Here is a 14,422-nt window from a genome sequence, read left to right on the forward strand (position 1 = left end):
GAAGTGCTTTTCAGGCTTCGAGATCGTATGCTCAGTTTAACGGGCTTCGAGTGCCTCAGCCCTCGGATATAATTCGAACCCTGAGGTGTCACACTGTCCCGATAGCTATCGGGAGTCGAAATGTTCTCGAAGGGTTGAATTCTGATTTAAGTTATAACTCATCAAAGTGCTGTCAGGCTTCGAGATCGTATGCTGAGCTTGTCGAAGTACAGCCCTCGGTATTTAAGGATCCTGAGGTTACTCGAATGGTGAGTTTATATACGAGTACAGTCATTGGTTTTCTTCGAAGCGTTCTGACTAACTCCCATCAACTATACTAATAGGATAATTTCTATGAAAAAACTACTTTAGCCACCAATGAAATCAATACTCGATCGAATTAAGGTTTACCTAGGACAACCGTATCCATATCTATATAGTAATCAAAGAAAGTTGCTTGTTTTATTGCTTTCAATTTCTGTATTAAGTTTTGTGTTTTCCTATTTCTTTGAACCTTTTGACGTGAATGAAACGGAGCATAAAATCAGTTCTATGCTGATTTTAGTGATTCATGCTTGTATTCCTTTCCCGATTGCTTATCTATATTTTAGTTCCCTAAACAAACGCATAAAAGATGATACCTCCTGGACGCTCGGAAAAGAACTTTTTCATCTGTCTGTCATTTTATTGATCATTGGTATTGTTGGGTTCTTAATTCGAGATATCATCTATACCAATCCAGATAATTGGTCTTTTAGATACCTTTGGGAAGAAATCAGAAATACCTTTTTAGTTGGGTTTCTTTTACTGATTATCATACTACCTCTAAATCTAGAACGTCTGATTCGTCAGCACACAACTAGTGTTAAAAAACTACCTATTCATTCTAATTTGATTTCAGAGCCTACATCTATTACCATACAACATACTGCATCTGATGGTGCTTTTGAACTACTATTAAGTGAGTTTCTTTTTGCTAAAGTAGAAAGTAATTATACCGAAGTTTTTACAGTCTCGTCTGGAGAACTACATAAAACGCTAATTCGTATTACACTTAAAGAACTAGAAGAACAGCTGAAGCCTGTATCAAATTCAGTTTTCAAAACACATCGCTCCTATTTGGTACAGCTACAAGCAATCGAATCTATTTCTGGTAATGCACAAGGATATCTGTTAACTCTAAAAAACTGCCCTATAAAGATTCCCGTTTCTCGTTCGAAGATTGCAGATTTTAATACTGTGTATTCACAAGCATAAATTGCTTTGTATTTCGTCACTTTTGTTTGTCATCCATCACATAATCTCCCTTACAGGAGTATTAGTTTTTATGTTTGCCACAAAACTAAAAAACAGATATGTTGACAGAAAAGAAACGACGATACGATTTAGATTGGTTACGAGTAATTGCCATTATAGCAGTATACCTACATCATATAGGGATGCCTTTTAACGGAGATGATTTTCATATTATGAATGCAGATTCCAGTAAATTATTGGATGATATTATGGTGTTTTTTGAAYAGTTTAGATTACCGCTGTTGTTTTTAATTTCGGGTACAGGAACGATGTTTGCATTTTCAAAAAGAAGTTGGTTGCAATTTGTAAAAGAGCGAAGTATTCGCTTAATCATTCCGCTAGTTTTTGGTACCCTTTTGATTGTTCCGCCACAAACTTATTATGAACATATTGATAACTATGATTCTTATCTCGATGTGTATACTAATTTTTCCTTTAGTAATAATCATTTATGGTTTATCGAGAATCTATTTATCATGTCTATGATTATTATTCCATTGATTTTATGGTTAAGATCCTCTAAATCTGATCGAATCCTTCGTTTGTTGGATACACTAGCTTCTAAAAAATATGGTATCCTTTTATGGGTAGTTCCATTAGCAATCATTACAATTTTGTTGAAGAAGATATATCCTAGTGATTCGAAAGATATCACCAACCTTTCTTCTACTTTTTACTATGGTTACTTTTTTATTTCGGGTATGTTATTTACTGCATCTAAAAACAGTTGGAATTACCTTAAAACTTATCGAAAATTCAATTTTGGTGCTTTTATCATAAGCTGTATCTTGTTTTATGGGTATTACCTTTTGCCAAATGAATATATAGAGCCGTATATCTCCTTAGCCAATCGATGGAATATTTGGTATCTGGTATGTGCTTTGGTCGGTTGGACATTGGTCATCACACTCTTAGGATATGCTCAGATTTGGTTTCATCAAAAAAGTAACGTACTTACTAAAAGTAATGAAGCTATCTATCCTTTCTATATTTTACACCAAACGATTATTATCATCTTAGGATATTATATCATACAATTAGAATTGAATATCCTATCCAAAATCCTATTACTTCTAGTGACATCCTTTCCGATCATTCTTATTATTTATAGGTTTCTGATTTATCCTTTTCAGATCCCTAGAATCTTATTCGGTATGAAAAAGAAAAGAAGTTAAAGAAAAATTTGTAGGGCTTCGAGAGCCTCAGCCCTCGAATATCGTTCGTGCCCTGAGGTGTCATACTAAGCTTGTCGAAGTGTACTCGAAGGGTCCAACTCTGATTTAAGTTACGGCCTATCAAATTGCTGTTGGGCTTCGAGAGCCTCAGCCCACCTGGCTAATCAAAGATTACAAACTTACCACCCATCAACCATCAACTATCAACTATCAACCATTAACCATTAACCATTAACCAAAAAACACCCTTCAAAACAAAAATGTATAGGTTTGCTGCCAAAATGTATAATTTCTGAACCTAGTCCCTACTGTAATTTTGTAATCTAATAAATGAAACCATTAGAAATAACAGTATTTAAAGGAATCATTTTTATATTTTACACAAATAATGAAAAGAATATTTAAAATTATACAAAGAATGTTAGTAGCAATTGGAGTTATCATCGGAGTTATCATCATTATTGGTGCGCTGTTCATGAATTTAAGTCCTCAATTTGGAGGAAAAATATCGAAGGAACAGTTGGATTTATATGCCAAATCCGAAAATCATCAAAAAGGAAAGTTTATTAATATCGGCGGTGTTACCAATGATATGAGTGTAGGTGATATGATAAAAGCTATTGGAGGAATGTTTAAAACGATTCCTAATGCTAGACCTCAATCTCCAATTGAAATCCAAAAAATAGATTCAGTGAACGTAGCAAAATATCATGCAAAAACAAGATTTGTATGGTTTGGGCATTCGGCTTTCTTATTGCAAATGAAAAGCAAGAATATCCTGATTGATCCGATGCTAAGTGAAGTTCCTGCACCACATCCATTATTAGGTGGAAAGCGATTTGCTAGAGAATTGCCAATCGAGATTGAAAAACTACCTAATATAGATGCTGTTATTATTTCTCATGATCATTATGATCATTTGGACTATGAATCCATCATGAAATTGAAAGATAAAGTAGATAGATTTTATACACCTTTAGGTGTAGGAAGTCATTTGCAGGAATGGGGCATTCCTAGAAAAAAGATTGTAGAATTAGATTGGTGGCAACAAGCAAGATTTGATGATATTAGGCTGATTAGCACACCAGCGCAACATTTTTCTGGTCGAGGATTATCAGATGGAAATCATACTCTTTGGTGTTCTTGGATCATTCAATCTGATGATGAGAATATCTATTTTAGTGGTGATAGTGGCTATGCTTCGCATTTTAAAGAAATCGGTGACAAATATGGGCCTTTTGATTTTGCCATGATCGAATGTGGTCAGTATAATGAGTTATGGTCCCAAATTCATATGTTCCCAGAAGAAACAGCACTTGCTGGTAGAGATTTACAAGCTAAGAAAATAATGCCTATTCATTGGGGAGCTTTTAAACTAGCACAGCATTCATGGACAGATCCTATAGAGCGTGTGAGTAAAAAAGCAGCAGAACTGTCACTACCTCTTATCACACCAGAAATAGGAAAAGCAACATTCATCGGTGATGATGGGTTGGCTCAAAATCAATGGTGGAATCATAACCAAAAATAAGTCGTAATTTTAATAACAGATAATTAAGAATCATGCCACTTCTTCATTTTAAAAGTATTACTGAGTATCATAATCATTTTGAATTACCAGAGCCACAAAACCCTTTGTTTAGTGTATTACATACTTCTGTAAAAGAAGATGAAGAAGAAAATTGTAGTACTTCCTCTTTAAAGGAACCGATAGAGCTATCAACGAATTAAGAAGTATAATTTCTTTAATTATAATGTAAATGAAGCGCTACATTTATCTCCAAAAGAAGAGCAAATTGTAAAGGATATTTTCAAGAATATGAATCTGGAATATCACAATAATCAGGATGAATTTAGTAAAGAAATTATCTTATCACAGCTGGATACTTTATTGAAATATGCAGATCGATTTTATAAAAGACAATTTTTGGATCGTACTGATACTAATAAGATTATGATTACTAAGTTCAAGGATATATTGAACACCTATTTTGAACAAAATCTATTAGCAGAAGAAGGAATTCCATCCGTGGATTGGATGGCAGCACAGCTGAATGTAAGCCATCGATATATGAGTGATACAATCAAAGCTGAAACCGGAAAAACGGCTGTAGACCAAATCAATTTATTTCTGATAGAAGAAGCAAAAGGTATGTTGTTAAACCCTAGCTTATCCATTTCTGAAACTGCTTATAAGTTAGGCTTTGAATATCCACCCTATTTTACACGCGTATTCAAAAAGAAAGTAGGTATGAGTCCTAAAGAATACATTAAAGCACATAGATTAAATTAAAAGTGCTATACGTTATCGGGCTTCGAGATCGTTTATTGAGCTTGTCGAAGTACAGCCCTCGGATATAGTTCGAACCCTGAGGTGTCACACTGAGCTTGTCGAAGTGTTCTCGATGGGTAAATTTGAGACATGCAAAACGCATTTATAATAAATCAGGCTTCGAGAGCCTCAGCCTTCAAACAGTAAACAACGATCACCCATAAACGTTAACATTTCTTTCACCGCTGTGAACTCTTTAATTGGTTACTTTTAGAAAAAACAAGTGAAACATGAAAAAACTATTATTAACACTAATCATCGGGTTATTATGCGCACCCATTTTTGCTAATAACTCACTAACGGCTGACTTTACCAGTGGTAATCCTGAGATTGGCTCTATCAATGCCATGACTTTTGGTCCACAAGGAATCTTATTTTTAGGAGATAGCAAAAACTCACAAATAGTTGCGGTAGATCTGAGCGCTGCTACCAAAGCAACGAATGAAAAACTATACATTAAAGATATAGAAGCATTACTTGGTGAACTTTTGGGGGCTGATAGCGATCAATTGCAAATTATCGATATGGTTGTAAATCCAGTAAATCAAAATATTTACATTGGAGCACAGCATAGTTCCGGGAAATCATTTCTATTTCTAGTAAACAATGGTACGTTAGAAAATGTTCCGCTTACCTCTGTTTCCTTTTCTAAAGTGGATGTTGCCAATGTGGTAAGTGAAGATGCAAAGGATAGACGTGGTAGATCTTTACGAAAGTTAGCGATTACCGATATTCAGTTTGCAGATAACCAGATTATGGTTTCTGGTTTAAACAATGCAGAATTTGCTTCTACCTTTAGAGCAATTCCTTTTCCATTTACCAAAACACAAAATGATAGTTCATTAGAGATTTATCATGCTGCTCATGGTAAATTCGAAACTCACGCTCCTATCAAAACGTTTATGACCACTACAATCAATAACGAACCACATATCATAGCGAGCTATACATGTACGCCGTTGGTAGTGTTTCCATTAAAGAGTCTAACACCTGGTTCGCATACCAAAGGGAGAACAGTAGCCGAACTAGGAAATTGGAATACTCCGTTAGATATTATAGAAATGACTAAAGATGGAAAACGTTATATCCTAATGGCGAATACCAATAGAGCTCTTATGAAATTTAAAGTAGCCGATATAGAATCTTTCAAAACTTCATTAACTACAAGAGTTGAGGAACGTGCAGATACAGAAGGTGTTGATTTTATCAATTTACCATTTGTAAATGTGCAACAACTAGATAAACTGGATGATGCTAATTTTGTATTCATTCAGCGTGAGGCTAATGGAAAATTAGCGCTAAAAACAAGTTCTAATCGTTGGTTGTAGTATATAACTTTTAGTACAATCCATGCGATTAAGAATTATCATACTATGCTTATTACAAACTTTGGCGATTGGTGCACAGTCGTCAAAGTTTTCTTTTACAAGAACATCGGTAACTATTACTACTGAAGATACTAATGCTCAAATCAAAGTGTATAAAGGGAGTTATGATTCTGAAAATCAAATAGAAAATAAAACAGCTATTTTAGGAAATACTTCTCATACGGATTCTACTTTAATTTTTTCACCACTTATCCCCTTTCAAAAGAGCGGATCATATACTACAGTTATTAATGATCATACATTTTATGAGTTTACTATTCCACTAGATCCAAATTATAAGCATTTAAAAGTTGATGAGATATATCCTAATACTGCTACATTGCCTGCTAACTTTTTAAAATGGTACATTGCCTTTTCAAAACCAGTAAATCCAACAAATATCTATAATCACATAGGATTAGTTGACAATGCAACGAATACCAAAGTGGATCGAGCCTTATTACCTTTAGAAAACGCTCTCCTTTCTAAAGATGGTACGTTGTTGACACTATGGATCGAACCAGGAAGGCAAAAAAGAGATTTAATTCCAAATAAACGATTAGGTGCAGTATTAAAGGAAGGAGCATCTTATACCTTGATAATCGATAAAAACTTGAAAGATGTAGATGGTATTCCTATGGACTCTAGTTTTGAATATACTTTTAAAGTAATAACATCCGATAGAGATCAGCCCAATATTAAAGAATGGGAATTTTCAATACCAAAATCAAATACGAAAGATCCTTTGATCATTCACTTGAATGATGTTTTAGATTACGGAAGTGTATATAATAACATAACTATAATTTCTGGTAATGAAGCTGTTTTGGAAGGAAGCTTCACCATCAAGACCAACGAAAACAAAGTTCTATTTTACCCCATAAATAACTGGACGAATGATACCTATACTTTAAAATGCAATAAGGTTATCGAGGATGTTTCTGGTAATAATCTAGAACGCTTGTTTGATAGAAATATCCAAAAAGAAATAGTTCAGCCTACTTTACAACGTACATTTATCATATCTGATTAGTATTATTAGTTGTACTTATGTTCATTAACATATTCCAAAACCATTATCCTACCTTTCGTAAGATGGCCAAAGGTGGACTTTGTAACACACTTCTTATATTACTCAATCCAATTGCTAATACTACGAGTACAATTCCCGGTAAAAACACGATAAACGGAATTCCAGAAGGTACAAATGGTTCTTCAAATAGCAGTGTAGCTAACAGTTGACTACTGATCAACGACAATAAAATTCCTGCCAAACTACCTAGTATCCCTAAATACAGGTATTCTAAAGCTGTAATCCGAAGAATCTGTTTACTCTTAGCACCAAGCGTACGTAATAATACACTCTCTTTAATCCGCTGATATTTGCTAGTACGCACAGAGCCAATCAAAACGATCAATCCGGTAAGAATACTAAAAAACGCCATAAAATTAATTACCCAAGAGATCTTTTGTAAAATATCTTCGATCACTGTATAAATCTGCCGAAGATCAAATACAGTTATATTCGGAAATTTACTCACCAATTGCTGTTGTAATGTTGCAGATTTGTTTGTATCCGGCACATAGGTAGTCAATACATGAAATTGCGGTGCTTGTTCTAAAACACCTTTTGGGAAAACTACCATAAAATTCAGCTGTAATCGTGTCCAGTCTACTTTTCGGATACTACCAATAATGGTTTCCATTAATACTCCTTGTATATTGAAAACCACCTTATCTCCTAGCCCTATTTGTGCATCTTTAGCGAGACCTTCGGAAATAGAAATAACTACATCCTCTCCAGGTTTGGTTTCTTCAACCCAATCACCTTCCACTACCGTTTCTGAAGCAATTAATGAATCTCTAAAAGTAGTTCTGAATTCATGGTTTAGTACCCATTCTCTAACGGTAGACGTAGTGTCTTTTCGAATATCATTAGCTACGATCCCTTTAATCTTTTGCATTCGCATGGTAACAATCGATAGATTATCCAATACTTCAGAATTATTAGCGTTTAATGTTGCCATTGCGGCATCACGTTGTTCCGGTTGTACATCTACTAAAATCAAATTTGCCTGATCTGAGCTGTTGTCCAATTGTGTTTTTGCTAATAGAATATCTTTTGTGAAATATAAAGTGCTGATCAAAAACGTACCTAAACCTATTGCCAGTATCAATACCATTGTTTGATTATTAGGTCGAAAGAGATTTAGTAAACTGGTCCTGGCAGTAAATCCCCAAGAAGAAGGGAAATAGCGTTTAATAGCTCTAATAAATAACACAGAAATTCCAGCAAGAATCGCAAAAGTGACAAAAACACCTATAACAAAAGACAAAGCAAATTTGAGATCTCCAAAAATCCAAATACAGAATATGAATACGAAACTAATAATCGCTCCAAAAGCAATGATTCTTGCTTTTCTAGATTTTACTGGTGGATTTTCAGACACTCGCAATACTTCTAACGGAGAAACATACCAAGTACCCAATAATGGTAGTAGGGCAAATAACACCGACATGAACATGCCTAATAACAATCCCATAATAATAGGTTGTGGTGCAGTCGTGATCTGAATATCAAATGGTAAAAATTCTTGTAATAAAGCTGGTAATGCATATTGCAATCCAATTCCTAATAGTGTTCCTACCAGACCTCCGATCAATCCCATCGCGGCGATTTGTATAAGATATATTAAAAAGCTTTGCTTTCTACTGGCTCCTAAACATTTCAATACCGCTACATCTGTTAACTTCTCCTTGATATAAATATGTACCGAACTGGCTATACCAATACATCCTAATAATAGTGCTATAAACGCTGCCAGATTCAGGAATCTACCTAAGTTATCATAACTACGGCCTATTTGTCTACTGCTACTAGTATGGGTATCCAGATCTGCATTTTCATCATCCAAAATCGGATCCAATACTTTCTCTAATGCATCCAGATCTTTAGCTGGATCCACAAAAAAGTATTGATATTCTTTTCTACTCCCTACTTGTAATAATTCTGTTTTTTCAACAAATCGATAGGGAATCAAAACTGTTGGTGCTACACTTGCTCCAATTCCAGAACTACCAGGCATTGAATTTATCCCTCCTATAATAGGAAATGTAATTACACCTAATTTAATGGAATCTCCAGTCTTGAGATTGTATTGTAGCATTAGTGTTGCATCTACCAAAGCTCCTCCTTTTTGTTGATAAGAACTGGCTGCATTTTCTGGAGTGGTTTCCAAATCACCATAAAATGGAAAACCTCCTTCCATTCCACGGACTTGTACTAATTTGGCTGCTCCACTTTTTGGAAAGGCTGCCATGGATGGAAAATTCACCTCATAGGCATCGGGTACTAATGAATCAATAATTGCCTGTACTTTTTCATTTGGTTTTTGGCGGCTATCGATAATATAATCCGCACCTAGTAATGATTTGGATTGTCGTTGGATATTTTGTTTTAGATTGGTACTAAACAATTGTATTGACACTACTGCTGCAATTCCCAGAATAATCGATGCCATAAAAAGGAACAGTCGTGAAATACTGGCTCTTCCATCTCTCCATGCCATTTTGAATAACCAGGAGATACCTGCTTCTGTATATACACCTTCCCTACTCATTATGCTACTGTTTTCTCGTTGCTAATGATTTTCCCTCCTTTTAATCGTAAGATTTGTTGTGTTCTGTTTGCTAAATCCAAATCATGAGAGATAATAACTAAGGTTGTTCCTGCTTCTTTATTCAGTTCAAAAAGCAGTTTTATAACCTTTTCACCTGTTTCTTCATCTAGGTTTCCAGTTGGCTCGTCTGCGAATAAAATAGATGGAGATGTAGAAAATGCTCTAGCCAAAGCCACTCTTTGTTGCTCACCGCCAGATAATTGTGAAGGATAATGATGAAAACGATCTCCTAGTCCTACTTTATTCAATAGTTCTATTCCTTTTTTAGAAGCATTTTTAACACCTTGTAATTCTAAAGGAACGATTACGTTTTCTAAAGCTGTTAAGGTAGGTAATAGCTGAAAATCCTGAAATATGAATCCTACTTCTTTGTTTCGTAATTGTGCTCGTTGATCTTCATCTAGCTCACTTAAATTCTGTCCGCATAATTCTACAGTTCCAGAGTCTGGTTGATCTAATCCCGCACAAAGTCCTAATAAAGTTGTTTTACCACTTCCTGAAGGGCCTATAATCGAAAAGGTGCTACCTTGTTCTACATCAAAGGATATACTGTGTAAAACGGTTAGTTTTTTAGAACCGCTATTATAAGTCTTCTCTAGCTCATGGATCTTTAATATCTTTGACATAGTATTCTTTTAGAAATGATAAACCCGAAAAATAAGCAAATGATTTCAGATTTATTCACCGGCTATAGGTCGATTTACTTAAAGTTTTGTTATTTTTTACTATTGTGTATCTTCATTTCTTGTGGAAAAGACGCTTCCAAAACAACTCCTGCAGAAACATCAAAAAGTACCGAAAATACAACTTCAGAAACTCCTGCTACTTCTACTAAAACTATTTTATGCTTTGGAGATAGTTTGACTGCTGGTTTTGGATTAGATGATATAAATGAAGCGTATCCAGCTTTGCTACAATCTAAAATAGATTCTTTGGGATTAAAATATACTGTCATCAATTCTGGATTAAGTGGTGAAACGAGTGCTGGTGGAAAAAGTCGTATCAATTGGGTGCTAAAACAATCGGTTGATATATTCCTATTAGAGTTAGGTGCAAATGATGGATTACGTGGTGTTCCTTTAACAGAAACTCGATCCAATCTTCAAGCAATTATTGACGCCGTAAAAAAGAAAAATCCCGAGACTAAAATTATATTAGCTGGAATGCAACTACCTCCTAATATGGGACCTGAGTATACTACAGAATTTAAAACTATATTTCCGGAGCTTGCGGAGAAAAATGATTTGGCACTTATTCCGTTTCTATTAAAAGATGTTGGTGGCATTGCAGAACTAAACCAAGCAGATGGTATTCATCCTACTACCGAAGGGCAAAAGATTCTTGCTGATAATGTGTGGGCAGTGTTAGGAAAGGTATTAGAATAATACCCGAAAGTATATAAACTTCCGGGTATTTAAAATACATTAACATACAATGTATACTGATAAATGTATAATTTATGGTTCCAATGCAAAAGCAGCCGTTTTATGAAAATCTCGATCTACTCGATTCTTTCCATTCGTTGCCATGGTATATACATGTAAGTTCTGAGCAAAAGCAGCTTTTCCTTCGCCATTATCATAACATTCGCTTAATAGCTGAGAAGGTGTAAAATCTTTGCTATAAATGCCACTATCTAAAGTGTATCCAGATGCGCTATCTATTACCATCCCACTTGCATTGGCAATAGGAACAGACCCACAAGTTCCTTTAGAAACATTAAAGCTAAATACAGCAAAATTATTAAGCTCTATCGCCTTAAATGTAAGTTCAAGTGTAGCTTCTAAACCATCAGGTTTATAGTTTACGAAACCGCAACAGTCCAGACTCGCTGGAGCACCATTAACGTTTACGGTATAAATATCTCCCATACAACCTTGATTATCAAATCGCATTAACATATTAAAAGCATCTGCAGTTCCTCCGGCAATTACATTTCCTGTCGGATCTTCTAAGTAAATATCTGGTGCGTTACGACTAAAACCTGCATTATCATGTTGTGGAATTTTAAATACAGATCTAGGGATGTTATTTAACTTGTTTCCGTCCTTATCAAATAACTCTAATTTAAACTCATAAAGTCCATCACCTCCTTCTAATGCTAAAGAATCAAAACGCAATGTATTCATATTATAAATAGGCTCATGCCATATAGGATCATTTTCACCTGGATTCGTGCCAAAAGCTGGACTTGGATCCTTTGGAGGAATCCTATATAAATTATCATTATTTGTTGCACTAACAGGACCTAACTTTATACTGTTTGCTCCAATCTGATTATCACCATTGGAATCTACAAAAATAAAATCATAGCCTTTATGCATCGTTCCTCCTTTAGGAGTTAATGGTTTATAGGAATCTGCTACAGGTGTGAGATCAGAATCTGCTCTTTTTCGATAGCTCCAACGATAGTATGTTATATTAGCATTTGGCAAGTTATTGCCAAAACCAATATAAAATGATGGAGTTCCACCAAAAGGACGTCTATAATCATCTGGAGTAGTTACCAGAATCATAGGATCACCTCCAGCAGAGGCATCTGTTAATCCAATTCGATCATAAGACACTGTTTGATTTGGAGGTGGTTGTGACAAATTAGTTTGTAATATATGAGATACACTAGTATGTTCTGTAATTGTTCTTACAAACACTACTTCACCACCAATTCCGCAATTACAACAACAATCACCAGGTACTCTTGGATCTGTAATGGTAATATTGATATCATTACCACATTGATAATCCCAATGGGTATAACATGGAATGGGTGGTTTATAAACCGTAGTCCACTCACCATTAATGAAATACTCAACCCAAATATAAATATCAGGTTTGTCACCAAAACAATTATATGTAATCGTAGTATCAAACTTACCACCAGCATTTGTTTTTACAACAGCTAGTTCTTTACAACGATAAAAATAGGGCCACCACCAAGGCCAGAAACAAAACCAAGGATGAAATAAGGTATAATTATTTACAATGGTACTTCTAATAATATTCAGGTTTCCTGTTGCCAAACTCTGTTTAATTTCAGATGATAATTCAGGTAACTGTGATGTAATTTGAGCTCTTTCCTCTTGTACTGAAATTGTGTGAAAAGGATTTTCTATAGCCGTTGTAACAGCAGCTAAAGGAGTACGATTAAATATTGGAGGATCTGGTATAGGGTCTGGAATTCTTGGTAAACGCTCTGGTTTTAGAATAGCCTCAGGTATTCTGGCAATAATATGATCCGGAATTCTCTGAATCCAATAAATGATAGGATCAATTTCGCAAATGTGAACTCGGGCATTACATACTGCTTTGTTTTCCCAAACATTACCTTCATCGAACCATTTAGATACTTTTCCTTTTACACGACATTTACAATACAACCAAAATTGAGAAAGATATTCTGGAATTGGTTGTATAGCCACTTGTCCATCGGTAATAGATGTCATAATAGGCTCATAAGCTTTATAACTTTCTAGTTCGTCCACATTGCTTATTGCCAATATGCGTCTATCCGTAGCAGGAGCAACAAATAATCGTAACTGATCAAAACTTGGATTGTACCTACACTCTTTTAAATCAAAATTGAATTCGTTATCATCGGCAAATCGTTGTTGCAACAACCTTCCTCCACAATCAAAAAGAAATCCAACGAGATCAATAGCCACTTGAGGTTGTTGTTCATAAGCTAATTGAACAGAAAACTGCAAATGCCCCCCACTTGATGATTTTTTTTCCATAATAGTATGTTTTAAATTATTGCGTACTCTTTTAAAAATGGATTTTCGGCATACTCCAGGATAGATAATAGATACAAACAAGCTCTTTAGATCAGATACATCGCACCCTTTCTACTATGATCTTTTTTAATTATCATAGTACGAGTCTTTACTGGGGATAGCATCTATTGATTGTGCAGTATTAGTGCAACAACTTTAAATATTGTGAGGTTGAGATTATAATTTTGTAGATAAGAAGGATGAGTGATTATTTCCATGATTGGAAAGCTTCCTAGTTTTATAAAATTTTCATCTCTAGTATTTTGTAATACAAATTTAAATTATTGAATATCAAAATGTAACGTACATATACCCCATTCATCTAGGGGCAAATCCCCCATTTTTACATGTCATATTGTATACATCACTTTGCTATTTGTAGAGGTGTGCATAGTTTTTAATAAATAATTGTTTAGAAATCTTAAATCAATTTAGGGGATTTGATACTGCTATCATCTACAGAACCATCAATTTTAATAAAGAATACATAATACTTTCTTTAGGTTTTAGAAACATTAACTGCTGAAGTACTTGTATATTTACCGATGCTAATCACTTTTCTAAAATTTTATGAAGAAGAAACTAATTATCTTAGGGCTATTACTCACTAATTGTATCATTTTTGCACAAGATTTGGTGCAATCAGGACCGATGGTCGGATACTCTACCATGAGAGAAGTAATGTTATGGGTACAAACTACTGAAGCTGCAGAAGTTCATTTTGAATATTATGACAAAGCACAGCCAAAACAACGTTTCAGTACTCAAAAACATACTACAACATTCGATAAAGGATTTGTAGCTAAACTCATTGCAGATC

Annotated in this window: 11 protein-coding genes and 1 pseudogene; 9 read left to right on the plus strand and 3 right to left on the minus strand. The window is 34.7% G+C overall.

Annotation, left to right across the window (positions count from 1 at the left end):
• Window positions 1–357: 357 nt before the first annotated feature.
• The 7 genes from GBO31_RS22795 (at window position 358) to GBO31_RS22825 (ending at window position 7,182) form a co-directional block, all read left to right on the plus strand.
• On the plus strand, window positions 358–1,236 hold the full coding sequence (locus GBO31_RS22795) for a LytR/AlgR family response regulator transcription factor (RefSeq protein ID WP_219010917.1): 879 nt from the start codon (window positions 358–360) through the stop codon (window positions 1,234–1,236).
• A 98-nt stretch (window positions 1,237–1,334) separates the two neighbouring features.
• Window positions 1,335–2,450 carry an acyltransferase family protein gene (locus GBO31_RS22800; RefSeq protein WP_219010918.1) on the plus strand — a complete coding sequence of 372 codons (1,116 nt, stop codon included), beginning with the start codon at window positions 1,335–1,337 and terminating at the stop codon, window positions 2,448–2,450.
• 388 nt (window positions 2,451–2,838) lie between these two features.
• Window positions 2,839–3,981 carry an MBL fold metallo-hydrolase gene (locus GBO31_RS22805; protein WP_246615967.1) on the plus strand — a complete coding sequence of 381 codons (1,143 nt, stop codon included), beginning with the start codon at window positions 2,839–2,841 and terminating at the stop codon, window positions 3,979–3,981.
• Window positions 3,982–4,013: 32 nt separating this feature from the next.
• Window positions 4,014–4,181, plus strand: a complete 168-nt coding sequence (locus GBO31_RS22810) for a hypothetical protein (RefSeq protein WP_219010919.1) — start codon at window positions 4,014–4,016, stop codon at window positions 4,179–4,181.
• Window positions 4,182–4,269: 88 nt separating this feature from the next.
• The gene (locus tag GBO31_RS22815) at window positions 4,270–4,743 is read left to right on the plus strand and encodes a helix-turn-helix domain-containing protein (RefSeq protein WP_219010922.1); all 474 of its coding nucleotides are present in this window, start codon (window positions 4,270–4,272) and stop codon (window positions 4,741–4,743) included.
• A gap of 269 nt (window positions 4,744–5,012) precedes the next feature.
• Window positions 5,013–6,110, plus strand: coding sequence for a hypothetical protein (locus GBO31_RS22820; protein ID WP_219010923.1), 1,098 nt, complete (start codon window positions 5,013–5,015; stop codon window positions 6,108–6,110).
• A gap of 22 nt (window positions 6,111–6,132) precedes the next feature.
• Window positions 6,133–7,182, plus strand: coding sequence for a hypothetical protein (locus tag GBO31_RS22825; RefSeq protein WP_219010924.1), 1,050 nt, complete (start codon window positions 6,133–6,135; stop codon window positions 7,180–7,182).
• 43 nt (window positions 7,183–7,225) lie between these two features.
• Here the strand turns inward: GBO31_RS22825 and GBO31_RS22830 are convergent, their stop codons facing one another.
• Together GBO31_RS22830 and GBO31_RS22835 are read right to left on the minus strand one after the other, a co-directional pair.
• Window positions 7,226–9,769, minus strand: a complete 2,544-nt coding sequence (locus GBO31_RS22830) for an ABC transporter permease (protein WP_246615968.1) — start codon at window positions 9,767–9,769, stop codon at window positions 7,226–7,228.
• Window positions 9,769–10,455 carry an ABC transporter ATP-binding protein gene (locus tag GBO31_RS22835; protein WP_219010925.1) on the minus strand — a complete coding sequence of 229 codons (687 nt, stop codon included), beginning with the start codon at window positions 10,453–10,455 and terminating at the stop codon, window positions 9,769–9,771. Before GBO31_RS22835 ends, GBO31_RS22830 begins: the two co-directional genes overlap by 1 nt.
• A 15-nt stretch (window positions 10,456–10,470) precedes the next feature.
• On the opposite strand from GBO31_RS22835, the gene GBO31_RS22840 reads away from it, so the two are divergent.
• The gene (locus GBO31_RS22840) at window positions 10,471–11,214 is read left to right on the plus strand and encodes an arylesterase (protein ID WP_219010926.1); all 744 of its coding nucleotides are present in this window, start codon (window positions 10,471–10,473) and stop codon (window positions 11,212–11,214) included.
• A gap of 72 nt (window positions 11,215–11,286) precedes the next feature.
• On the opposite strand, the gene GBO31_RS22845 is transcribed toward GBO31_RS22840, so the two are convergent.
• Window positions 11,287–13,563 carry a hypothetical protein gene (locus tag GBO31_RS22845; RefSeq protein ID WP_219010927.1) on the minus strand — a complete coding sequence of 759 codons (2,277 nt, stop codon included), beginning with the start codon at window positions 13,561–13,563 and terminating at the stop codon, window positions 11,287–11,289.
• A gap of 609 nt (window positions 13,564–14,172) precedes the next feature.
• Here GBO31_RS22845 and GBO31_RS22850 point away from each other — a divergent pair.
• A pseudogene (locus GBO31_RS22850) lies at window positions 14,173–14,422 on the plus strand (alkaline phosphatase D family protein); the annotation flags it as partial.

Source organism: Aquimarina litoralis, from assembly GCF_019295435.1.
In the GTDB taxonomy this organism is placed as follows: Bacteria; Bacteroidota; Bacteroidia; order Flavobacteriales; family Flavobacteriaceae; genus Aquimarina; species Aquimarina litoralis_A.